General features: G+C 72.5%; 17 protein-coding genes. 6 read left to right on the top strand and 11 right to left on the bottom strand.

Features of this window, described 5'->3' with window-relative positions:
- The first annotated feature begins 18 nt into the window (after positions 1-18).
- Entirely contained in the window at positions 19-786 is a 768-nt protein-coding gene (locus tag ACIRRH_RS37700; protein WP_403076719.1) for a metallophosphoesterase, read from the top strand.
- A gap of 15 nt (positions 787-801) precedes the next feature.
- On the opposite strand, the gene ACIRRH_RS37705 is transcribed toward ACIRRH_RS37700, so the two are convergent.
- Entirely contained in the window at positions 802-1,344 is a 543-nt protein-coding gene (locus ACIRRH_RS37705) for a hypothetical protein (RefSeq protein ID WP_403076722.1), read from the bottom strand.
- Between the two features lie 211 nt (positions 1,345-1,555).
- Positions 1,556-2,251, bottom strand: coding sequence for a FadR/GntR family transcriptional regulator (locus tag ACIRRH_RS37710; protein ID WP_403076725.1), 696 nt, complete (start codon positions 2,249-2,251; stop codon positions 1,556-1,558).
- Positions 2,252-2,401: 150 nt separating this feature from the next.
- Between ACIRRH_RS37710 and ACIRRH_RS37715 the strand changes: the two genes are divergently transcribed.
- On the top strand, positions 2,402-2,956 hold the full coding sequence (locus tag ACIRRH_RS37715) for a gluconokinase (protein ID WP_403076730.1): 555 nt from the start codon (positions 2,402-2,404) through the stop codon (positions 2,954-2,956).
- Between the two features lie 73 nt (positions 2,957-3,029).
- A complete protein-coding gene (locus tag ACIRRH_RS37720; protein WP_403076732.1) occupies positions 3,030-4,424 on the top strand; it encodes a GntP family permease in 1,395 nt (464 codons plus the stop codon).
- A 101-nt stretch (positions 4,425-4,525) separates the two neighbouring features.
- On the opposite strand, the gene ACIRRH_RS37725 is transcribed toward ACIRRH_RS37720, so the two are convergent.
- From ACIRRH_RS37725 to mmuM, 7 genes are all read right to left on the bottom strand, one after another.
- A complete protein-coding gene (locus ACIRRH_RS37725) occupies positions 4,526-4,978 on the bottom strand; it encodes a hypothetical protein (protein ID WP_403076734.1) in 453 nt (150 codons plus the stop codon).
- A complete protein-coding gene (locus tag ACIRRH_RS37730; protein WP_403076737.1) occupies positions 4,978-9,009 on the bottom strand; it encodes a DNRLRE domain-containing protein in 4,032 nt (1,343 codons plus the stop codon). The genes ACIRRH_RS37725 and ACIRRH_RS37730 overlap by 1 nt, the downstream gene beginning before the upstream one ends.
- 234 nt (positions 9,010-9,243) lie before the next feature.
- A complete protein-coding gene (locus ACIRRH_RS37735; RefSeq protein WP_403076739.1) occupies positions 9,244-10,836 on the bottom strand; it encodes an FAD-dependent oxidoreductase in 1,593 nt (530 codons plus the stop codon).
- 174 nt (positions 10,837-11,010) lie between these two features.
- Entirely contained in the window at positions 11,011-12,531 is a 1,521-nt protein-coding gene (gene glpK, locus ACIRRH_RS37740; protein ID WP_403076741.1) for a glycerol kinase GlpK, read from the bottom strand.
- A gap of 98 nt (positions 12,532-12,629) precedes the next feature.
- On the bottom strand, positions 12,630-13,349 hold the full coding sequence (locus tag ACIRRH_RS37745; protein WP_403076743.1) for an MIP/aquaporin family protein: 720 nt from the start codon (positions 13,347-13,349) through the stop codon (positions 12,630-12,632).
- 324 nt (positions 13,350-13,673) lie between these two features.
- Positions 13,674-14,438 (bottom strand): IclR family transcriptional regulator, encoded by a 765-nt coding sequence (locus ACIRRH_RS37750; protein ID WP_403076746.1) that lies wholly within the window; start codon positions 14,436-14,438, stop codon positions 13,674-13,676.
- A 145-nt stretch (positions 14,439-14,583) separates the two neighbouring features.
- On the bottom strand, positions 14,584-15,528 hold the full coding sequence (gene mmuM, locus ACIRRH_RS37755; protein WP_403076749.1) for a homocysteine S-methyltransferase: 945 nt from the start codon (positions 15,526-15,528) through the stop codon (positions 14,584-14,586).
- A 173-nt stretch (positions 15,529-15,701) separates the two neighbouring features.
- Between mmuM and ACIRRH_RS37760 the strand changes: the two genes are divergently transcribed.
- The 3 genes from ACIRRH_RS37760 to ACIRRH_RS37770 are packed head-to-tail and all read left to right on the top strand — an operon-like array spanning position 15,702 to position 19,370.
- Entirely contained in the window at positions 15,702-16,607 is a 906-nt protein-coding gene (locus tag ACIRRH_RS37760) for an NUDIX hydrolase (protein WP_403076752.1), read from the top strand.
- Between the two features lie 51 nt (positions 16,608-16,658).
- Positions 16,659-17,207 carry an NUDIX domain-containing protein gene (locus tag ACIRRH_RS37765; protein ID WP_403076755.1) on the top strand — a complete coding sequence of 183 codons (549 nt, stop codon included), beginning with the start codon at positions 16,659-16,661 and terminating at the stop codon, positions 17,205-17,207.
- Positions 17,208-17,252: 45 nt separating this feature from the next.
- Positions 17,253-19,370, top strand: coding sequence for an acetoacetate--CoA ligase (locus ACIRRH_RS37770; RefSeq protein WP_403076757.1), 2,118 nt, complete (start codon positions 17,253-17,255; stop codon positions 19,368-19,370).
- Between the two features lie 85 nt (positions 19,371-19,455).
- On the opposite strand, the gene ptsP is transcribed toward ACIRRH_RS37770, so the two are convergent.
- Complete coding sequence (ptsP, locus tag ACIRRH_RS37775; RefSeq protein ID WP_403076759.1) at positions 19,456-21,126, bottom strand: phosphoenolpyruvate--protein phosphotransferase; 1,671 nt, start codon at positions 21,124-21,126, stop codon at positions 19,456-19,458.
- Positions 21,127-21,222: 96 nt separating this feature from the next.
- Positions 21,223-21,672 (bottom strand): PTS glucose transporter subunit IIA, encoded by a 450-nt coding sequence (locus ACIRRH_RS37780; RefSeq protein WP_403076762.1) that lies wholly within the window; start codon positions 21,670-21,672, stop codon positions 21,223-21,225.
- Positions 21,673-22,168: the final 496 nt, after the last annotated feature.

A 22,168-nucleotide genomic window follows, 5' to 3' on the forward strand; every position in this document is an offset into this window, starting at 1 on the left:
CTCACTAGCGTGATCGTCATGCTGACGATCGCGCACCTCAGTGACATCCACCTCGGCCAGGTCCACCGCCGGGACGGCGGCAAGCGTGCCCGGCGGCGGGCCGAGCAGGTGATGGCGTACCTCGACGCCCTGCCCGGCCCGCTGGACGCGGTGCTGGTCACCGGCGACCTCGCCGACCAGGGCCTGCCCGAGGAGTACCGGCAGGTCGCCGAGGTGCTGTCCTCCCGGCACCCGGTGCTCATCTGCCCCGGCAACCACGACCACCGTTCGCCCTACCGCGAGGTGCTGCTCGGTGAGGCGCCGGGGGAGGAGCCGGTCAACCGCCTGCACCGACTGCCCGGTGCCGACGTGCTGATGCTGGACTCCTCCATACCCGGGCAGCACGACGGCCTGCTGGACGATCGGACGCTGGACTGGCTGGACGCCGAACTCGGTTCCGGGCGCAGCGAGTTGCCCGCCCTGGTGGCCTTCCACCACCCGCCGGTGGAGCTGCACCTGCCGTATGTCGACGAGATCCGCCAGTTCGGCGAGGTGCGGCTGGCGCGGGTGCTGCGCCGCCACCCCCGGGTGGCCGCCCTGTTCTGCGGTCACTCGCACACCCCCGCCGCGACCACCTTCGCCGGCCTGCCGCTGCTGGTCGCGCCCGGGGTGGTCTCCACCGTCACGCTGCCCTGCGAGGGCGGGCAGGTCATCTCCTTCGACCACCCGCCGATGCTGGCCTTCCACATCCTGGACGGGGACGGCCGGCTCACCACCCACTACCGGGCGCTGCCGTTCCAGGACTGACCGGCCCGCCCGGTGCTACGGCTGGTTGGTCCGCACCCGGGCCTGGCGCGGCGGCTGAGGCGGTGACTGGCGCGGCGGTTGGTACGGCTGTTGGTACGGCAGTCGGGGCTGCTGCTGCCCGGGGCCGTACGGCTGCTGCTGCCCCGGCCCCGGCCCGTACGGCTGCTGCTGCCCCGGCCCCGGCCCGTACGGCTGCTGCTGCGCAGACTCGTACGGCTGCCGGTACACCGAGGAGGAGCCGGGCCGGGGGAACGGCCGCGCGGCCAGCGGCTCGGAGGGCGCCCGGCTGCCCGCCATCGGGTGCGCGGAGCCGGGTGCCCGCATCCGCTGGGCGGCGACCTGGCGGGAGATCAGGATCTCCAGCAGGCACCACATGGTGCCGAACACCCCGAGCCCCATCGCCAGCAGCGCCGGTGTCAGCAGCCAACTGCCCGCGTACGAGGCCAGGGTGGCCACCACGACGCCCACGAGCGTGAAGGACAGGCAGAGCACCGCCCGGACTGCGGCGGCGCGCACCTCGTCGGGCAGGCGGCGACGGCGGCGGCGTGGCACGGACATCGAGCGACCCCCAGGCGCGTGGCGCGTGTTCGGTGAAGCATACGGAACGGGCGCACACGAAACGCGCCCCCTGGCCTCACTCTGCCCCGTCGAACCAGGACTATGCGTCCGAAATCGCCGAACTGCCGCCAAATCGTGTCATCCGGGAATTCCCGGCAGGCCCGGTACTCCCGGCAGGCCCGGTACTCCCGGCCGATCCGCTGGCCCGGGCTCAGCCCAGCTGGAGGTTGAGCTCCTCCAGCGCGCCGCTCACGATCGTCCGCATCGCCTGCTCGGCGTGGACCGGGTCCTTGGCGCAGATCGCCTCCGCGACCTCGCGGTGCAACCGGATCGCGTACGACTCCGGCTGATGGGGCATCAGATGATACTCGGTCCGGCCGGTGAGCACCGCCGCGACGGTGTCCCCGAGGTGGGCGAACATCTCGTTGCCGGAGGCGCGCAGCACCAGGGAGTGGAAGGCGATGTCGTGCCTGAGGAAGGTGGCCAGGTCGGCCGCCCGCGCGGTGACCGTCAGATCCACGGCCAGTGAGCTGAGTTCGCGCCGGTCGTCGTCGCTCGCGTGGGTGGCGGCGAGCGCGGCCGCGGCCGGTTCGACGGCGACCCGCAGCGAGCCGAGCGAGCGCAGCTGGGCGGGGCGGTCCGAGCCGGCCAGGCGCCAGCGGATCACCATCGGGTCGAAGACGTCCCAGAGCGACTTCGGCTGCACGGTGATCCCGACCCGCCGCCGGGACGCGACCATGCGCATCCCCTCCAGGACCCGCACCGCCTCGCGGACCACCGTCCGGGAGACCCCGAACCTGGCCTCCAGCTCCTCGCCGCGCAGCACCGCCCCCTCGGGGATCTCCCCCGACGCGATCGCCGGCCCGAGCTCGTCAAGCAGCCGCCCGGGCAGTCCCTGGATCTCCATCCGCTCAGCCTAGACGCCCGCCCCGAGAGAGTTCACGCCGCCCTGCGACCCAGACCACACCGCAAAAGTATGACGATTTGGTTTCCGCCACTTGAATACGTCATATCTTTGAGGCGATAGTGGCGGCCAGGCAACGAAGGAGCACCACCCATGGCTCTCAGCGTCGAGAACCACGACCTCCCGCGGGCCCCCCTCACCATCGTGGTGATGGGCGTCTCGGGCGTCGGCAAGACCACCCTGGCCCGGCTGCTGGCGGACCGCCTCGCTCTCCCCTTCGCCGAGGCGGACGACTTCCACCCGCCGGCCAACATCGCCAAGATGTCCGCCGGCATCCCGCTGGACGACCAGGACCGCGCCCCCTGGCTGCGCGCCATCGGCGCGTGGCTCAAGGAGCGGACCGAGGACGGCACCGGCGGTGTGGTCACCTGTTCGGCGCTGAAGCACCGCTATCGCGACACCCTGCGCGCGGCCTGCCCGGGTGCCTTCTTCCTGCACCTCAGCGGTGGCCACGAGCTGGTCGAGGACCGGCTCAACCACCGCACCGGCCACTTCATGCCGTCCTCGCTGCTCGACTCGCAGTACGCCGCCCTGGAACCCCTGGCGGCGGACGAGCGCGGTGCCGTCCTGGACGTGGGCCCGTCCCCCGAAGAACTCGTCGAGATGGCCGCGGCACTGCTGCGGCCCGTCAATGGAGACCTCACGTGAGCGAGCGAAGCGAGCAAGCCATCAGAAGGCGCGCATGGGCGCATGCCCCTGCCGAGCGAAGCGAGGCAGGCGCATGAGCATTGCCCCCACTCTGCTGGCGGCCGCCCCACCGGCCCTGCCGCACACCAGCAGCGACTCCCAGCTGCTGATCGCGGTGCTGCTCAGCATCGGTGCGATCGTCGTACTGATCACCAAGCTGAAGCTGCACCCGTTCCTCGCCCTCACGCTCGGCTCCGGTCTGCTGGCCGCCGTCGCGGGTGCCCCCTTCGACAAGCTGCTCAGCAGCTTCTCCACGGGCTTCGGCTCGACCGTCGCCAGCGTCGGCCTGCTGATCGGCCTCGGCGCGATGCTCGGCAAGCTGCTCGCCGACTCCGGCGGCGCCAACATCATCGCGGACACCGTGCTCTCCCGCACCGGCAACAAGGCGCTGCCCTGGGCGATGGCGCTGATCGCGGCCGTGCTCGGCCTGCCGCTGTTCTTCGAGGTCGGCGTCGTCCTGCTGATCCCGATCGTGCTGCTGGTCGCCCGCCGCGGCAACGTGCCGCTGATGCGGGTCGGCATCCCGGCCCTGGCCGGCCTGTCGGTGCTGCACGGTCTGGTGCCCCCGCACCCGGGCCCGCTGGTCGCCGTCGACGCGCTGAAGGCCGACCTCGGTATCACCCTCGCGCTCGGCCTGCTGATCGCCGTCCCGACCCTGATCATCGCCGGTCCGCTGTTCGCGCGGCTGGCCGAACGCTGGGTCGGCCCGCTGGAGATCCCGGCGGCCACCGCCCCCGAGGAGACGGCCAAGCCCGACCGCACCCCGTCCTTCGGCGCGGTGCTGGCCACCATCCTGCTGCCGGTCGTGCTGATGCTCGGCAAGGCGCTGGCCGACGTGGTGATCGACGACCCGAAGGCGATGGGCCAGCGGGTGTTCGACTTCATCGGCTCCCCGCTGATCGCGCTGCTCGCGGCGACCCTGCTCGCCATGGCGACGCTCGGCAAGGCGGCCGGCTTCGACAGGGCGCGGATCTCCGACACCGTCGGCAAGTCGCTCGGCCCGATCGCCGGCATCGTGTTCATCGTCGGCGCGGGCGGCGGCTTCAAGCAGACCCTGATCGACGTGGGCGTCGGCAACGCGGTGAGCGAGTGGTCCGGCAAGTGGCACATATCGGCGCTGCTGCTGGGCTGGCTGATCGCCGTACTGATCCGCCTGGCCACCGGCTCGGCGACGGTCGCCACGATCACCGCGGCCGGCATCGTCTCCCCGCTCGCCGCGAACATGTCCTCGACCCACGCGGCCCTGCTGGTGCTCGCGATCGGCGCGGGCTCGCTGTTCCTCTCGCACGTCAACGACGCCGGCTTCTGGCTGGTGAAGGAGTACTTCGGGATGAGCGTCGGGCAGACGCTGAAGTCCTGGTCGGTGATGGAGACGGTGATCTCGGTGGTCGCCATCGCCCTGATCCTGCCGCTCAGCCTGATCATCTAGCCGGGTCCGTCCCGGCCGGGAAACACCGAACGGGCGGGCGCTCCGCGAAGGAGCGCCCGCCCGTTCGTTCCTTGTCCGGGCCACGACCGGGCCTGGCGGGATCAGTTCAGCAGGACCCGCCAGCCGCCCCCGCCGTCCGGACCGTCCATGCGGAGCGTCAGCTCCTTCACCTGGCCGGTGCCGTGGAAGGTGAGCCGTACGGTCTGCCGGTTCGCCGGGTCGTCACCGAAGTCGGCGGTGACCTCCCCGGCGGCGCCCGGCCCGTAGGCGCGGACCCACTCCTCGGCCGCCGCCCGGCGTGCGTCGGCCGGGCCCTCCGCGGCGGCCAGCTTCACCAACCGGTCCGCGGAGCCGTCGGCCAGCCGCCACACCACCTGCTGGACCAGGCCCAGCGTCTCCGGCACGGGGTAGCCGGTGACCTTCAGGTGCGGATGGGCGGAGTAGTCGGCCGAGTGCTGCAGCCGGTCGTCCTCCGTGCCGCTCGAACATCCGGCCAGGAGGGCGGCCGAGAGCACGGCCGCCAGTGCGGCCGCCACCGGCCGCCCCGCCGCCATCAGTTGGTCCCGAGCGGGCGGACGACGACGAACCACTCGATCGGGTCGCCCTTCTGCCGGTAGTACGACAGCACCTCGTTCAGGGTGGTGACACCCTGCCGGCCGTGCTGGCGCAGCTCCATCCGGGCGCCCCAGCTCACCACGATCGCGGCGTGGTTGATCCGCGACTCGTTGCGCCACTTGAAGAACACCACGTCGCCGGGGCGCGCCTCGGAGGTCCAGCGCAGCCAGGTCGAGTACCGGTAGTTCAGCAGGTGCCGGTGCAGGTTGGCCGCGCCGGCCCAGGTGTAGCTGCGGTTCTTGTGCCAGCCGAACAGCCAGTAGTCGTTGGTCCACCAGGCACTGTCCCAGGTCTTGAAGCCGTACCGGGTGCGCATGCCGCCACCGTAGTAGAGGGCCTTGGAGACGAAGTTGGTGCAGTCCTGGGGGAAGTCCCAGCCGATGTTGACGTTGCGGCGGGCCCAGTCGGCGGTGCCGTTGTAGTTGTACCCGGCCTGGACGGCGCCGGCGGCCGGCTGCGCCGGTTGGACCGGGAAGCCGTTGGCGTCCAGCGGCACGGCCTTCTGGGCGTCCGCCGGGTCGGGCTGTGCGGCGTCGGCCACGTCGACCTGGGCCTGGGCGGCCGCGGAGGAGGACAGCTTCTGCTGGGCCGCGAGGTCGTCGGCCTCGGAGACCATCACCGCGGCGGTGCCGACGGCGAACTCGAACCGCTTCGGGCCGGCGCTCTCGCTCGGCGAGTCCACACCGCCCGACCGGATCATCACCGAGTCCTTGACGGTGGCCCGCACGACGACCTTGCCGGCCGTCTGCTGGTCGACCACCACGTCGGTCAGGCTGACCGCGGCGGCCGTGTACAGCTGGTTCTGGGTCGCCAGCGCCTCGCGGTTGGCGACCAGCGAGGCCTCCTGGGTGGCCAGCAGGTCGACGAAGACGGTGCCGTGCGCGGCCTCGGCGGCGGCGTCCGGCGCGGTGAACCCGGCCTTCATCTTGATCTTGTTGCGGGCGTCCAGGTACTCCTGCACGTAGCCGCGGTACTGGTTCGGGCCGCCGGCCGTCGGCGTGCCCTGGACCACGGCCGAGGCGACCGGGGCGGCGGTGCCGTAGCTGTTGCGGGCGGTGACCACCGCGCGGTACGAGAGGGCGTTGTCGAGGCCGGTGAACACGGCCCGCAGGTCGCCGGTGGTGACCTCCTGGACCGGGGCGCCGGCCGAGGTCTCGACCCGGACGGTGTAGCCGACGTCGCCGACCGAACCGCGGTCGGCCGGGGCGTTCCAGGTGACGACCAGACCGGCGTCGCCGCCGACGGCGGCCACCAGCTCGGCCGCGCCCGGCGCGGTCGGCGCCAGGTAGTCGAGGGTCAGCTTCGGCCGCCGCGCCGGGTCGGCGGCGGTGGCCGAGGAGTAGCGGGCCGCACCGGTCCAGCCGGCCGGCGGCCGCAGCGCCAGGCCGTAGGCCTCGCCCTTCTCGATCCACGAGCCGACCAGCGCGGCCAGGTCGGTCTCCGACAGCTTGGCGGCGGAGGCGTAGCTCTCCGCGCCGGCGGCCGCGGTCAGTGCCGCACCGCCCTGGCCGGGAGCCCAGGCGCTGCCGAGCTGGAAGACGTCCACCGCGGTCTCGTCGCAGCCGGCGGTACCGGCCGCGCAGTCCGAGCGGGTCAGTTCGAGCTTGCCGCCGATCACCCGGGAGCCGGCCGGGACGGCCGACAGGTCGGGCTTGAGCCAGCTGGTCCAGCTGCTGCCGTCGGGCGTGGTGCCGATCCGCAGCTCGGCCGGGTCGGCGGCCGGGCACGTGCCGGTGTCGCAGCCGCCGCCGGCCGTGGCCGCCGAGGCGTCCGCGAGGGCGGCGCCGGTGAGGACCACGGTGGTCGGCGCGGGCTGGACCGGCGGGGCCTGGACGCGGACGGCCAGCGGCTGGTCGGCGGTCCACGCGGAGCAGCCGACGGCGGCGCAGGCGCGCACGGCCCAGGTGTAGTCCCCGCCGTCGGCCACCGCGCCGTCCGGCAGCTGGACGGAGGCCCGGGTGCCGCTCTCCGCCCACACCGGGGCGATCGAGGTCGGCAGCGGCTGGCCGGTTCGGCCCTTGAGCGCGAACTCGGTCCGGATCCGGCCCTGGTTGGGGTTGGTGACCAGGGCGGAGAGCACCGGCGTGAGGGTCTGCTGGGCGCCGGTCTGCAGCTGGCTCGGCACGTCCGGCAGCGGGCTGACGCTGAAGGTGGCCCAGGCGGACCAGCCCAGGTTGTAGTGCAGGCCGTCGTAGGGCGAGCTGCGGAACCGGTAGGTGTGGCCGTACTGGAGCAGGCCCGCCGGCACGGTGACCTCGGCGGGGGTGCCGCTGGGTACGTAGCCGGAGACGTTGACGTTGCCGACCTGTGCGCCGGAGATGGCGTCGACCAGCTGGAAGGTTCCGGTCACCTTGTCGCCGTCGGGGTCGATGAAGGTGTCCCGCAGCACCGGGGTGGTGGTGTCGACCCGCCAGGTGCCGGTGCCGTCCTGGAGGAACGGCGGACCGGCCTCCTGCTTGGTGCCGGTGCGCGGACGGTAGTTGTAGTTGACCGTCAGCTTGGGCACGTCGGTGGCGGCGTTGGCGGAGTTCACCTCCTTCCAGTACTTGGTGTTGACCTCGTCGGGCGCCCTCAGGCCCATCCCGGAGACCTGGTTCTTCGCCGAGGCCCAGCCCTGGACGAGGTCGGTGACGTTGGCGGTGATCCAGCCGTCGCCGCCGCAGTTGTCGCGGCCCTTGGTCTCGGTGGAAGTGGCCTTCCTGGCGTTCCAGGCCGGCTGGTTGGTCCAGCGCGAGGCGGTGGAGGCGAGCCCGGTGTCCCACACCTCCCAGGTGTAGGGCAGGCAGTCGGTGTTGCCGGAGTGGATGTTGTACAGCGACAGCGTGGCGTTCTGGACCAGCGCGTCCGCGATCGAGGAGGTGTTCCAGTTGATCAGCGAACGGGCCTCGCGCGAGCTGCCGTCGGCGTTCTTGGTGCCGGGGTTGCCCCAGTACAGCTCGACATCGGCCGACCAGTCGACCGTCTCGCCCTTCTGGACCCGGGTGTCGAGGGCGTTGCCGAGCCCGCTGGTGGACGGGTCGACGGTCACCGGATACGCGGTGGCCGGGTCGGCCAGGAAGGCGGCGTCGGGGGTGAAGACCAGGTCGACGTCGTCACCGTGCTGGACGACCTTGAGGTCGACCTTGGCCTGCCGGGGGTGCTCGCTCGACCCGGTCGCGGTGGTGGCGTCCCACATCACCGGCGCGGGCAGCACGGCGCGCTTCTGCCCGTTCTTCCGGTCGGTGAACAGCACGCCGCCGTCCGGCTGCGCCACGGCCTTCAGGCCCTTGGCCCGGAACGGCATGGTGTACGAGTAGCTCCCGCCCGCCGGGCGCTGCTTGAGCGTGACGAACTGCTCGAAGCCGTTCCGGTTGGCCTCGACGACGAGGTCCCCGGCGCCGTCGCCGATCGCGTCCCGGTAGACGGCGCGCGGGCCGTCCAGCTCGGGCGCGGGCAGGCCGCCCTTCCACTCCAGCGCCAGCTCGTCGTCGCCGGAGCCGAGCGACACCAGGGTGCGGGCGGGCTCGGCGGCGGTGGGCGCGGTGGCGGCCTGCGACTCGGCGAGGGTGCGGGGCCGTTTGCCGCCGGGGCCGGCCAGCTTCATCCCGTGCGGGTGTGCGGCGGGGGCCACCGAGCCGTCGGGCGCCTGCTTGAGCGTCAGGTCGACGTCGGTCCACGTGCCGTCGCGCAGGAAGCGGACCGGCCCGGCGGCGAGTTCGGTGGTGAGCGTGCCGTCCGGGTTGACCCAGGTGGTGGACACCTCGCTGCGCTCGGACGCCGCCTCGACGCGTTGGCCGGTGGTGCGCGCGGCAACCCGGGCGGCGGCGATGCTGCCGGTCGGGTCGATGGCGGCCGCCGTCGGCGGCTTACCGGGGGAGGGCTTGGGGTGGGGCTTGGCCGCGAACGCGACCGGCGCCCCGCCGGCCAGCGACAGCGACAGCGCCACCGCGAGGGACAGCGGACCGACGAGGGCCCGCTTTGGAACGTGCATGGGAGCTCCTTGGCTCACTCTTGGTCGAAGAGGTCCGGAGCATAAGCAAGATCATCAGGGATGATGATCATGATAAATCGGCGCAAATCCGTCCAGATTCTGAATATTTCCTTAGGAAGTTGATGGGATCGTGACGCATTGTGCACGCACGAGTGCGAAAGGGCGGGCACCCCCGGGAAACCCCGGAGTGCCCGCCCTGCGAACGTCCTCGGACCGTACGGCGCCGAGCCGCGCCTACTTGGTGCGCTTCGCGAGGAAGGCCTCGACCTCGGCCCGGATCTCCGGGGTGTCCAGCCCGCGCACCGTCATCGTGGTGCGGCGGCGCAGCACGTCGTCCGTGGTGTACGCCCACTCGTTGTCCGCCGCGTACGCGACCTGCGCCCAGACGTCCGGACCGTCCTCGTGGATCGGCCGGCCGAGCTCCGGGTTCTCGTCGATCATGCGGGCGATCTCGAAGGACAGGGTGCCGTAGTGGCTGGCCAGGTGCTTGGCCACCAGCGGCTCCATCCGCGAGCCCGGCTCACGGTCGATCAGCAGGCGGTGCGCCACCGCGTTCGGCGCGCCGACGCCCGGCAGCGGGACGGTCGGGGCGATCGGGGACATGTCCTCGCCGAGGCTGGTGCCGGGCACGTGGGCCAGCTTCTCCAGCACGGTGCGGCCGATGTGCCGGTAGGTGGTCCACTTGCCGCCGGAGACCGACAGCATGCCGCCGCGGCCCTCGGTGACGACGGTCTCGCGCTTGGCGGCGGCCGTGTCGCCCGGGCCGCCCGGCAGCACCCGCAGGCCGGCGAAGGAGTAGGTGATCAGGTCGCGGTCGAGGTGCTCGTCGCGGATCGCGTGCGCGGCCTCGCCCATGATCTGGTCGATGTCCGCCTCGGTGGCCCGGACGTCCTTCGGGTCGCCGGTGTACTCCTCGTCGGTGGTGCCGAGCAGGACGTGGTCCTCCCACGGGATGGCGAAGGAGACGCGGTACTTGTCGATCGGGATGGTCAGCGCGGCGCGCCACGGCGAACGGCGCTTGACGACCACGTGCGCGCCCTTGGAGAGGCGGATCGACGGCGCGGCGCCGGAGTCCTCCATCTTGCGCAGGTGGTCCACCCACGGGCCGGTGGCGTTCAGCACCAGGCGGGCGTCGATGCCGAACTCGCTGCCGTCCAGGCGGTCGCGGACCTCGGCACCGGTGACCCGGCCGCCGGTGAAGCGCAGCCCGGTGACCTCGGCGTGGTTGAGCACCACGGCGCCGGCGTCGACCGCGGCGCGCACGGTCATCACGGCGACGCGCGAGTCGTTCATCTGGTGGTCGCCGTAGACGGCCACCGAGCGCAGGCCCTCGGTGCGCAGCGCGGGCACCTGCTGGGCGGCGTGTGCGGCGGTGGAGACCCGGCCCATGCCGTCGCGGAAGGCGGACAGCGCCGAGTACAGGAAGACGCCGGCGCCGAGCTTGGCGGCGCCGTGCGGGCCGCCCTTGTAGACCGGCACGAAGAAGGTCAGCGGGTTGACCAGGTGCGGGGCCACGTCGGTGGAGAGCGCGCGGCGCTCCTTGTGGTTCTCCGCGACCAGCTTGACCGCACCGGTCTGGAGGTAGCGCAGACCGCCGTGGACGAGCTTGGAGGAGGCGCTGGAGGTGGCGCCGGCGAAGTCGCCGGCGTCGACCATGGCGACCTTCAGGCCGGCCTGGGAGGCGGTCCAGGCGACGGCCGTGCCGAGGATGCCGCCCCCGATCACCAGCAGGTCGTAGGTGGCCTTGCCGAGCAGCTCGCGGGTCTCGGCGCGGGAGGCGGTGTGGCCGGCGGTGCGCTCGGCGCCCAGGGTCGGGATGGTTGCCATGGTGGTTGTGTACGGCGCGCGGGTCGGGCGGCGCCGTTACTCCTCTCGTGTGCGGTGTGGCCCCTACGGGAGAGGCCGGTCGGCCCGGTGCGGCGGGCCGGTGAAACACGGTGACGCCCGTTGCCGGAACAGCGGGCGGCCGGTCGGGGCCCGGGGCCCCGACCGGCTTGTCGGTCAGTTGTTCTCTTCCTCCTCCACCCAGCCCATGGTGCGCTCCACGGCCTTGAGCCACTTCTTGTACTCACGCTCCCGAGTGGCCTCGTCCATGCGCGGGGTCCACTCGGCGGCGCGGTGCCAGTTGGCCCGCAGGGTGTCGAGGTCGTTCCAGAAGCCGACGGCGAGACCGGCCGCGTAGGCGGCGCCGAGGGCGGTGGTCTCGGCCACGTACGGGCGCTCGACCGGGGCGTCCAGGACGTCGGCGATGTTCTGCATGAGCAGGTTGTTGCTGGTCATGCCGCCGTCGACCTTGAGGGCGGTGAGCTCGACCCCGGAGTCCTTCTGCATGGCGTCGACGACCTCGCGGGTCTGCCAGGCGGTGGCCTCCAGGACGGCCCGGGCCAGGTGGCCCTTGGTGACGTACCGGGTCAGGCCGGCGATCACACCGCGGGCGTCGGAGCGCCAGTACGGGGCGAACAGGCCGGAGAAGGCCGGGACGAAGTAGGCGCCGCCGTTGTCCTCGACGGTGTTGGCGAGGGTCTCGATCTCGGCGGCGGTGGAGATGATGCCGAGCTGGTCGCGCAGCCACTGGACGAGCGAGCCGGTGACGGCGATCGAGCCCTCCAGCGCGTACACCGGGGCCTGGTCGCCGATCCGGTAGCCGACGGTGGTCAGCAGGCCGTGGTACGAGTTGACGACCTTCTCGCCGGTGTTCAGCAGCAGGAAGGTGCCGGTGCCGTAGGTGGACTTGGCCTCGCCCTCGTCGAAGCAGGTCTGGCCGAACAGCGCGGCCTGCTGGTCGCCGAGCGCGGAGGCGACCGGGACGCCGGCCAGGTCGCCGACGGCCTCGCCGTACACCTCGGCGGAGGAGCGGATCTCCGGCAGGACGGCCATCGGCACGTCCATCGACTCGGCGATCTTCTCGTCCCACTGCAGGGTGTGCAGGTTCATCAGCATGGTGCGGCTGGCGTTGGTGACGTCCGTGACGTGCTTGCCGCCGTTGACACCGCCGGTGAGGTTCCAGATCACCCAGGTGTCCATGGTGCCGAAGAGGATGTCGCCGGCCTCGGCGCGCTCGCGCAGGCCCTCGACGTTGTCCAGCAGCCAGCGGATCTTCGGGCCGGCGAAGTAACTGGCCAGCGGGAGGCCGGTCTCGCGGCGGAAGCGGTCCTGGCCGACGTTGCGGCCCAGCTCGCGGCAGAGCGCCTCGGTGCGGGTGTCCTGCCACACCAGCGCGTTGTGCACCGGCTCGCCGGTGTTCTTGTCCCACAGGACGGTGGTCTCGCGCTGGTTGGTGATGCCGATCGCGCGGATGTCGTCCTTGGTCAGGCCGGCCTTCTCCAGCGCGCCGCGGACGACCGACTGCACCCGGGTCCAGATCTCGGCGGCGTCGTGCTCGACGTAGCCGGGCTGGGGGAAGATCTGCCGGTGCTCCTGCTGGTCGACGGCGACGATCCGGCCGTCGGCGCCGAAGATGATGCAGCGGCTGGAGGTGGTGCCCTGGTCGATCGCGGCGATGTAGTTACCGGTGGAGGTCATGGGGAGGGTCCTCGGCTCGGGTTCGGGGGTTACGGGGTGGGTGGGCCTGACGCGCTTGCTCGGTCAGTCCCCGTGCTCGGAGGGGTCGAACCCGTCCTCTAGAAGATGGCGTTGTAGACGCCACCGGCCGCCAGGCCGCCCAGGACCGGGCCGACGACCGGGATCCAGGCGTACGACCAGTCGGAGCCGCCCTTGTTCGGGATCGGCAGCAGGGTGTGCGCGATGCGCGGGCCGAGGTCACGGGCCGGGTTGATCGCGTAGCCGGTCGGGCCGCCCAGCGAGAGGCCGATGCCGACGACGGTGAAGGCGACCATCAGGGTGCCGGTGCCGGACTGGGAGAGGCCGGAGTTGGTGCCGATGGTGAGGATCGCGAAGCAGAGCACGAAGGTGCCGATGACCTCGGTGATCACGTTCTGGATCGGGTTCCGGATCTCGGGGCCGGTCGAGAAGATGCCGAGGGTGGGTTCCTTGTTCGCGTTGAACTGGCCCAGGTAGGTGGCCCAGACCAGCACGGCGCCGATGATCGCGCCGAGCAGCTGGGAGCCGATGTAGAGCGGCACCTGGCTCCACTCGCCGCTCTTGACCGCGAGCGCGATGGTGACGGCCGGGTTGAGGTGGGCACCGGACTTCGGAGCCGACATGTAGGCGGCGATGAGGACCGCAAATCCCCAGCCGAAGGTGATCGCCAGCCAGCCGGCGTTGACGGCCTTCGACTTCTTGAGGGTCACGGCGGCGCAGACGCCGCCGCCGAGGAGTATCAGGGCGGCGGTGCCGAGGGTTTCGCCGACGAAGACGTCGCCGTTGGAGAACGCGGACACAAAGACTCCCTTGTCCATATGGCCCGGAGGGTGGGTGGGGGCAGGTGACTGGTCGATCGCTGTGCGGGTGAGCGCACTGTGGGAGTGATCTTCCCGGCCATCGTTCGACAATGTCGACCGTCATGCGGAAGCTTCCTCCCCAGGTCGCCCCCGCGTCAAGGCAGGGTTACGGAGCTGTGACCCTCGCCTCGACCGGTCCGTCGACGTTACCGAGCGGAGCGCCCCGAAACAGGACAAAACGCCAGAGGCGCGGACAGGCCTCTCGCCCGTCCGCGCCTCAGCGTGACGAATCGACGGCCCGTCGCGAGCCGTCCCCGGATGTACTCAGAACCGCCCGGCGCCCAGGTCGCGGGAGATCGCCCGCGCCGCGCTGCGCACCGAGGCCACCAGCGTGGGCTTCACGAAGCCGTCCTCGCAGACCCGCTCGACCGCCCCGCTGATGCACACCGCGCCCACCGGGTTGCGCCGCCGGTCCTGGATCAGCGCGCCGATCGAGGCCACGCCCTCCCAGGTCTCCTCGATCGAGTCCGCCCAGCCGCGCTCCCGGATCAGCGCGCACTCGGCGTCCACGTCGGCCGCCCCGGTCAGCGTCCGCATGGTGTACGACTCGTACGGCCCGTCGCCCAACTCCCCGCGCGCGACCGGGTCGTAGGCCACCAGCACCTTGCCCAGCGCGGTGCTGTGCAGCGGCTGCATCGAGCCCACCTCCAGTACCTGCCGGGTGTCGTCCGGCCGGAACACGTGGTGCACGATCAGCACGCCCTGCTGGTGCAGCACCCCCAGGTAGACCGTCTCCCCGGCCGCCCGGGCCAGGTCGTCCGCCCACACCAGCGCCCGCGCCCGCAGCTCGTGCACGTCCAGGTAGCTCTGCCCCAGCCGCAGCAGTTCGGCGCCCAGCTGGTACTTGCCGCTCTCCGGGTCCTGCTCGACGAACCCCTCCTGCTGCAGTGTGCGCAGGATGCCGTGCGCGGTGCCCTTGGCCAGGTCCAGTGCCGTCGCGACCTCGGACAGGCCGAGCCGGCGCTCGCCGCCGGCCAGCAGGCGCATGATCGCGGCGGCCCGGGAAAGCGACTGGATCGGGCCGGGCATGGGTACCTCCGCGCTGACAGGCAGTCGACAATGTCGACCGCAGTGGTGACGGGACGAGTCTGCCAGGCCGCGCCGACTCCGTGCACCTTCCCCCCGGGTAACCCCGTCCGCGTGCGGCCCGAACCGCGGGCCGCGCCGCGCCGCCTCAGCCCACCGCCCCCGCCCGCTGCGCCCGCAGCACCGCCACCTGCGCCGCCAGCGCCGCGATCCCGTCCGTCCCGACCCGGCAGCAGCCGCCCACCAGCCGCGCCCCGTCCGCGAGCCAGCCGCCCACCCGCGCCGAGCGGAAGGTCGGCTCGCCGCACCAGCCCCGGCGGGCGGCGTCCCAGCTCTCCCCGCTGTTCGGGTAGACCACCACCGGCTTCCCTGTCACCTCGGCGGCCACCGCCACCGCCCGGTCCGCGTCCTGCGGCGTACAGCAATTGACGCCCACCGCGACCACCTCATCCACATCAGCGGCCGGCGCGAAGGCCTCCGCCAGCGGCTGCCCGGCCCTGGTCCGGTCGCCCTCGATGCTGTACGAAAGCCAGGCCGGCACCCCCAGCCCGCGCACCAGCCCCAGCAGCGCCCGCGCCTCGTCCGCGTCCGGCACCGTCTCCAGCGCCAGCACATCCGGCCGGGCCGCCGCCAGCACCTCCAGCCGCGGCCGGTGGAAGTCCGCCAGCTCCACGACGCTCAGCCCGTACCGGCCCCGGTACTCCGAACCGTCCGCCAGCACCGCTCCGTACGGGCCCACCGAGGCCGCCACCCAGCGCCGTCGCCCGCCCGGCTCCGACCGAGCCGCCTCCCGGGCCAGCTCCACGCTGCTCGCCAGCAGCCGTGCGGCCTGTGCCCGGCCGACCCCTCGGCGCGCGAAGCCCTCGAAGCTCGCCTGGTAGCTCGCGGTTATCGCGACGTCCGCGCCCGCCGCGAAGTACGCCCGGTGCGCGGCCACCACCGCCTGCGGGTCGTCCGCCAGCAGCCGCGCCGACCACAGTTCGTCCGACAGGTCGTGCCCGGCCGCCGCCAACTGGTTCGACATCCCGCCGTCGAGCACCAGTGGACCGGCGGCCAGCGCGGCGGCGAAGCCCGGCGGGGGAGCAGCGGACATGTCGGCCTCCTCTGGCAGAGTTCCTGGTCACAGCCTAGAGGTGGGTGTCCCCGCCGAGAGGGAAAACCATTTGCCGCAGGGGAATCCGATCGCTACGTTGTGCTCATCCCGAGAAGAACAGCGCCGGTGAGACAGGCCACGCGGCGCCCGTGAGCACGGAGAGGAGCCCGGCGATGGCAGCGGACGACCAACTGCCTCCCACCGGGTCCGAGGCCGAGCAGGAGTGGCTCGCCGCGTACGACCCGCGCGCCTACGCCCCGATCGCCGTCACCGTGGACGTGGTCGCCCTGACCTTGCGCCACGGCAGCCTGCACGTCCTGCTCGTCGAGCGCGGCGCCCCGCCCTACCAGGGCTGTTGGGCGCTGCCCGGCGGCTTCCTGCGGGCCGGCGAGGAAGGCCTGGACGAGGCGGCCGCCCGCGAGCTCGCCGAGGAGACGGGCCTGCGGAGCGCTTCCGAGGCCGAGGTCAGGCTCTGCCGCCTCCACCTCGAACAGCTCGGCACCTACGGCGCCCCCGAGCGGGACCCGCGGATGCACGTCGTCTCCGTCGCCTACCTCGCCTTCGCCCCAGACCTGCCCGACCCCCAGGCCGGCACGGACGCCGCGGCCGCCGCCTGGCACCCCGTCTCCGACCTGGACCTCCGGCCCTGCGGCCGGTCCCGAGCCGCCGGTGCGCCCGCCGACACCCACGGGGGTGGCGTCGACGGGCGCACCGGCCACGGCCCGCTCACGCTGGCCTTCGACCACGCCCGCATCCTCGCCGACGGCCTCGACCGGGTGCGCGCCAAACTCGAGTACAGCCCGCTGGCCACCGCCTTCCTGCCGTACGACTTCACCATCCCCGAGCTCCGCGCCGTCTACGAGGCGGTCTGGGACGAGAAGCTCCACCCCGGCAACTTCCACCGCAAGGTGCTGTCCGTGCCCGGCTTCGTCGAGAGCACCGGCACCACCACCGAGCGCGGCGGCGCCCGCGGCGGCCCCCGCGCCCGCACCTACCACGCCGGCGACGCCCGCCTGCTGCACCCGGCGCTGCTCCGCCCCACCCGCGACGGCACGACCGACGACCCCGAGGCCCCCTGACGTTCCGCAGCCCGCGGCAACACCGTCGACCCACCGGGCTACCATCCGGCCATGACCACTGACGAAGCGATCCAGACCGCCCACCGGCCGTTCTCGCACTGCCACTTCTGCGGCACGCCCTACCCGCCCGGCACCCGCGCCTGGCCGCGCACCTGCCCCGGCTGCGCCGAGATCAGCTACCGCAACCCGCTGCCCGTCGCGGTCACCGTCCTGCCCGTCACCCGCCCCGACGCCGACCCCGCGCTGGTCGTCATCCGCCGCACCATCGAACCCGGCTACGGCGAACTCGCCTTCCCCGGCGGCTACATGGACTACGGCGAGAGCTGGCAGCAGGCGTGCGTGCGCGAACTGCACGAGGAGACCGGCATCCCCGCCGACCCGGCCGAGGTCACCCTGATCCACACCGCCTCCGACCCCAACGGCCGCTTCGTCATGCTCTGCGGACTGCTCCCGGCCCGCCCGCTCGCCGACCTCCCGCCCTCGCGCCCCACCGACGAGACCGACGGCTGGCTGCTCGCCACCGCGGAAACCCCGCTGGTCTGGGACTTCCACAACGGCGTCCTGCGCCGCTGGTTCAGCGGCGAGTTCACCCCCCGCTGACCTGCCGTCCACCCACCGGCCGACCCTGGCGCGGCGGGCGATCACATGGCATGGTCTGCACCGACAGCCCAACCGGACGGGTCTGCCACGAGCCCTCCCGTCCCCACCACCGGCCGGGAGACCACCACCGTGAGCACCCCACCGCAGGATCAGCCGCTCTGGCGCCCGAACCCCGCTCGCGCCGCCGCCACCACCCTCGTGGCCTTCCAGGCCTGGGCCGCCGAACACCACGGCGCCCCGGCCGCCCCGCTCGCCCCGGTCGCCGACGACCAGCAGGCCGCCCAGCGCTACGCGGACCTGCACGCCTGGTCCACCGGGGACCTCGACCGGTTCTGGACCGCGATCACCCAGTGGTTCGACGTCCGGCTGGCCACCGACCACTGCACCACCGTCCCGGTCGAGATCCTCGCCGACGCCACCATGCCCGGCGCCCGCTGGTTCCCCGGTGTCCGCCTCAACTACGCCGAGCACGCCCTGCGCGCCGCCGAAGACCCGGCCAACGCCGACCGTCCCGCGATCCTCCACCTCGACGAGACCACCGAGCAGCCGGCCGTCCTCACCTGGGCCGAACTCCGCCGCCAGGTCGGCTCGCTGGCCGCCGCCCTGCGCGCCCGCGGCATCGGCCCCGGCGACCGGGTCAGCGCCTACCTGCCCAATGTCCCGCAGGCCGCCGTCGCCCTGCTCGCCACCGCAGCGGTCGGCGCGGTCTGGACCAGCTGCGCCCCGGACTTCGGCGCCCGCAGCGTCCTCGACCGCCTCCAGCAGATCGAACCCGCCGTCCTCTTCGCCATCGACGGCTACCACTACGGCGGCAAGGACCACGACCGCACCGAGGTCGTCGCCGAACTGCGCCGCGAGCTCCCCAGCCTGCACACCGTCGTGCACGTCCCGCTGCTCGGCGCCCCCGCCCCCGAGGGCGCCCTGAACTGGGACGACCTGGTCGCCGACGAGGTCGAGCCGGTTTTCCAGATGGTCCCCTTCGACCACCCGCTCTGGGTCCTCTACTCATCCGGCACCACCGGCCTGCCCAAGGCGATCGTCCAGAGCCAGGGCGGCATCCTCCTCGAACACCTCAAGCAGGCCGGCCTCCACCTCGACCTCGGCCCCCAGGACCGGTTCCTCTGGTACACCTCCACCGGCTGGATGATGTGGAACTTCCTGCTGGCCGGCCTCCTGGTCGGGTCCACGATCGTCACCTACGACGGCAGCCCCGGCCACCCCGACACCGGCGCCCTCTGGTCGGTCGCCGCCCGAACCGGCGCCACCGTCCTCGGCACCTCCGCCGCCTACGTGATCGCCAGCCGCAAGGCCGAGCTCCACCCCGGCCGGGACCTCGACCTCTCCGCCGTACGCTGCATCGGCACCACCGGCTCCCCGCTCCCGCCCGACGGCTTCCGCTGGATCTACGACGAGGTCAAGCAGGACGTCTGGCTCGCCTCCGTCAGCGGCGGCACCGACGTCTGCTCCTGCTTCGTCGGCGGCGTCCCCACCCTCCCGGTGTACCTCGGCGAGATCCAGGCCCCCTGCCTCGGCGCCGCCGTCGAGTCCTGGGACGTCCAGGGCCACCCGCACACCGACACCGTCGGCGAACTCGTCGTCACCAAGCCCATCCCGTCGATGCCCACCGGCTTCTGGAACGACCCCGAGGGCACCCGGTACCACGACAGCTACTTCGACACGTACCCCGGCATCTGGCGGCACGGCGACTGGATCACCGTCACCTCGCGGGGCACCGTCGTCATCCACGGCCGCTCCGACTCCACCCTCAACCGCCAGGGCGTCCGGATGGGCTCCTCGGACATCTACGAGGTGGTCGAGCGCCTCCCCGAGATCGCCGAGTCCCTGGTCATCGGCCTGGAGGAGCCCGACGGCGGCTACTGGATGCCGCTGTTCGTCGTCCTCGCCCCCGGTGCGGAGTTGAACGACGACGTGATCGGCCGCATCCGGACCTCGCTGCGCACCGAGCTCTCCCCGCGCCACGTGCCCGACGAGGTCATCGCCGTCCGCGGCCTCCCGCACACCCTCACCGGCAAGCGGATCGAGGTCCCGGTCAAGCGCATCCTCTCCGGCACCCCGCTGGAGCAGGCCGTCAACCCCGGCTCAGTCGACCACATCGAGCACCTGCGCTTCTTCGAGCGGCTCCGCCTCGACCGCCAGGCCTGACCGGCCCCCAGGCACACGACGAGGCACACGAAAGGGGTGCCCCCACCGTCCTGGGTGGGGGCACCCCTTTCGCGTCGCTCCGTCCTCACTCGCCCGAGAGCACCTGCTGCGCGGCGGCCCGCGCCTCCTCGGCACCGTCCGCGGCCCGGGCCGCCTCCGCCGCCCGGCGGCACTGCGCCAGCGTGTACTTGGCGAGCGTGGTCCGCACGTAGGGGATCGAGGCCGCGCCCATCGACAGGCTGGTGACGCCCAGACCGGTCAGCACCACGGCCAGCAGCGGGTCGGAGGCCGCCTCGCCGCAGACGCCGCAGCTCTTGCCGCTCGCCCGCGCAGCGTCGGCCGCCGAGGCGACCAGGTCCAGCAGGGCCGGCTGCCACGGGTCCTGGAGCCGGGCCAGCGCACCCACCTGACGGTCGGCCGCGAAGGTGTACTGGGCGAGGTCGTTGGTCCCCAGCGACAGGAACTCGACCTCCTGGAGGATCGCCCTGGCGCGCAGTGCGGCCGATGGGATCTCGACCATCGCACCGAACTTGGCGTCCAGCCCGGCCTCCCGGCACGCGGTCGCGAAGTCCTTGGCGTCCTTGCGGTCGGCCACCATCGGGGCCATCACCTCAAGGTGCACCGGCAGGCCCTCGGCCGCCTTGGCGAGCGCCTCGAGCTGGGTCCGCAGCACGTCGGGGTGTTCGAGCAGGGTGCGCAGACCGCGCACGCCCAGCGCCGGGTTCGGCTCGTCGGCCGGGGTCAGGAAGTCCAGCGGCTTGTCGGCGCCGGCGTCCAGCACCCGCACCACGACCCGGCCCTCGGGGAAGGCCTCCAGCACCTTGCGGTACGCCTCGACCTGCTTCTCGGCGCTGGGCGCCTTCGCCGAGTCGTCCAGGAACAGGAACTCGGTGCGGAACAGGCCGACGCCCTCGGCGCCGTTCTCCAGCGCGGCCGGCACGTCGGCCGGGCCGCCCACGTTGGCCAGCAGCGGCACCCTGTGGCCGTCCGAGGTCTGCCCCGGGCCGGAGGAGGCGGCGAGCGCGGCCTTGCGCTCGGCGGCGACCGCCCGCAGCTCGTCCTGCTTCTCCTGGGACGGCTCCAGCAGCACGTCACCGGAGCTGCCGTCCACCGCGACGACGGTGCCCTCGCCGACCTCGATCGCACCCGGCAGCGCCACGACGGCCGGCACACCCATCGCCCGGGCCAGGATGGCGCTGTGGCTGGTCGGCCCGCCCTCCTCGGTCACGAAGCCGAGCACCAGCGTCGGGTCGAGCAGCGCGGTGTCGGCCGGCGCCAGGTCCCGCGCGAACAGCACGTACGGCTCGTCGCTGTCGGGCACGCCCGGCATCGGCACACCGAGCAGCCGGGCGACGATCCGGTTGCGCACGTCGTCCAGGTCGGCGACCCGCCCGGCCAGGTAGTCCCCGGCGGAGGCGAGCAGCGCCCGGTAGGCCGCGAACGCGTCGTAGACACCGCGCTCGGCACTGCTGCCGACGGCGATCCGGCGGGACACGTCGGCCATCAGCTCTGGGTCCTGCGCCATCAGCGCCTGGGCCTCCAGCACGGCCTGCGCCTCGCCGCCCGCGAGGTTGCCGCGCGCGATGAGGTCGGCGGCGACCGCCTCGACTGCGGCCTGGGCACGCGCCTGCTCGCGCGGGGCGTCCTCGGTCGGGATCTGGGTGGCCGGAGGCTCCAGCACCGCCGTCCCCATGTGCCGCACCTGGCCGATCGCGACCCCGTGGCTCACGCCCACGCCGCGCAGCGTCTTCTCCATGTCACCTGTCTCCGCTGAGATGAGCGGCCCCGCCGGGAACCGCTGTGTGGGGGCCGCCCCGTCATCTCGTCCGGGGCGGGTGTCGGAAGGAAGAGGTCAGCTCCAGCTGAACAGCTGGTCGCCCGCCTTGGCCTCGCCGTCCTCCCGCAGCGAGCCGAGCGACTCGGCGGTGGCCTCCAGCGCCACGATCGGCGAGATCGGCGACTTGCCCGCGGCCTCGACGGCAGCCGGGTCCCACTTGATGACGGCCTGACCGCGGGTCACCGTGTCGCCCTTGTTGACGAGCAGCTCGAAGCCCTCGCCGTTGAGCTGAACCGTGTCGATCCCGAGGTGGGTCAGCACACCGTGGCCCTCGGCGTCCACGACGACGAACGCGTGCGGGTGCATGGAGACGACGACACCGTCCACGGGAGCGACCGCCGTGGTCTGCTCACGAACGGGGTCGATCGCGGTGCCCGGGCCGACCATCGCACCCGAGAACACCGGGTCGGGCACGCCCGCGAGCCCCACGATCTTGCCGGTCAGCGGCGACGTCACAGTGGTCATGGTTGTGCCTCCCAAATGCGCAGTACAGCGAGCGGCCGCGAGGAGCGGCATGACGATCAACTGAAGCCTAAATCATGTCAACTTCGGACATCTTCTGACATTCCAGGGCGAAGGCCCTGCCCTTGCCCACCAGCCCGGCCGGCGACTCACCGACCTGTGAGTGGTCTAGTCCTCTGGGTCGATGCGCCGCACTCTACAGGCATCTTGGCGAATCGGGACCATTGCTGTATATGCTCGCGAGAGCAACAAATCATGCAGCCGCCCGGAGGACTCCCGGCGTGGCTCGATTCGCGCTCCGGTCATCGACCGGCTATGGTTGGTCGAGTCGCCGCGACTCCGCGGTTAACACCAGATTTCAGATGTGAAAAGCCCTGGTAAACGGAGCGGAAAGCGTCTGATAGGCTGGAAGCACGAAAGAACGAAGCCCGGAGGGTCCGCTGGAAGGCGGTCCGAAGGAAGCGTCCGTTCCTTGAGAACTCAACAGCGTGCCAAAAGT

The sequence above is a fragment of the Kitasatospora sp. NPDC101235 genome (assembly GCF_044767505.1).
Classification (GTDB): Bacteria; Actinomycetota; Actinomycetes; order Streptomycetales; family Streptomycetaceae; genus Kitasatospora.

What these genes read in the sequence shown, in the direction of transcription:
- ACIRRH_RS37700 (WP_403076719.1), top strand. Translation starts at nt 19, where the DNA reads ATGCTGACGATCGCGCACCTCAGTGACATCCACCTCGGCCAGGTCCAC.
- ACIRRH_RS37705 (WP_403076722.1), bottom strand. Translation starts at nt 1,344, where the DNA reads ATGTCCGTGCCACGCCGCCGCCGTCGCCGCCTGCCCGACGAGGTGCGC.
- ACIRRH_RS37710 (WP_403076725.1), bottom strand. Translation starts at nt 2,251, where the DNA reads ATGGAGATCCAGGGACTGCCCGGGCGGCTGCTTGACGAGCTCGGGCCG.
- ACIRRH_RS37715 (WP_403076730.1), top strand. Translation starts at nt 2,402, where the DNA reads ATGGCTCTCAGCGTCGAGAACCACGACCTCCCGCGGGCCCCCCTCACC.
- ACIRRH_RS37720 (WP_403076732.1), top strand. Translation starts at nt 3,030, where the DNA reads ATGAGCATTGCCCCCACTCTGCTGGCGGCCGCCCCACCGGCCCTGCCG.
- ACIRRH_RS37725 (WP_403076734.1), bottom strand. Translation starts at nt 4,978, where the DNA reads ATGGCGGCGGGGCGGCCGGTGGCGGCCGCACTGGCGGCCGTGCTCTCG.
- ACIRRH_RS37730 (WP_403076737.1), bottom strand. Translation starts at nt 9,009, where the DNA reads ATGCACGTTCCAAAGCGGGCCCTCGTCGGTCCGCTGTCCCTCGCGGTG.
- ACIRRH_RS37735 (WP_403076739.1), bottom strand. Translation starts at nt 10,836, where the DNA reads ATGGCAACCATCCCGACCCTGGGCGCCGAGCGCACCGCCGGCCACACC.
- glpK (WP_403076741.1), bottom strand. Translation starts at nt 12,531, where the DNA reads ATGACCTCCACCGGTAACTACATCGCCGCGATCGACCAGGGCACCACC.
- ACIRRH_RS37750 (WP_403076746.1), bottom strand. Translation starts at nt 14,438, where the DNA reads ATGCCCGGCCCGATCCAGTCGCTTTCCCGGGCCGCCGCGATCATGCGC.
- mmuM (WP_403076749.1), bottom strand. Translation starts at nt 15,528, where the DNA reads ATGTCCGCTGCTCCCCCGCCGGGCTTCGCCGCCGCGCTGGCCGCCGGT.
- ACIRRH_RS37760 (WP_403076752.1), top strand. Translation starts at nt 15,702, where the DNA reads ATGGCAGCGGACGACCAACTGCCTCCCACCGGGTCCGAGGCCGAGCAG.
- ACIRRH_RS37765 (WP_403076755.1), top strand. Translation starts at nt 16,659, where the DNA reads ATGACCACTGACGAAGCGATCCAGACCGCCCACCGGCCGTTCTCGCAC.
- ACIRRH_RS37770 (WP_403076757.1), top strand. Translation starts at nt 17,253, where the DNA reads ATGGCATGGTCTGCACCGACAGCCCAACCGGACGGGTCTGCCACGAGC.
- ptsP (WP_403076759.1), bottom strand. Translation starts at nt 21,126, where the DNA reads ATGGAGAAGACGCTGCGCGGCGTGGGCGTGAGCCACGGGGTCGCGATC.
- ACIRRH_RS37780 (WP_403076762.1), bottom strand. Translation starts at nt 21,672, where the DNA reads ATGACCACTGTGACGTCGCCGCTGACCGGCAAGATCGTGGGGCTCGCG.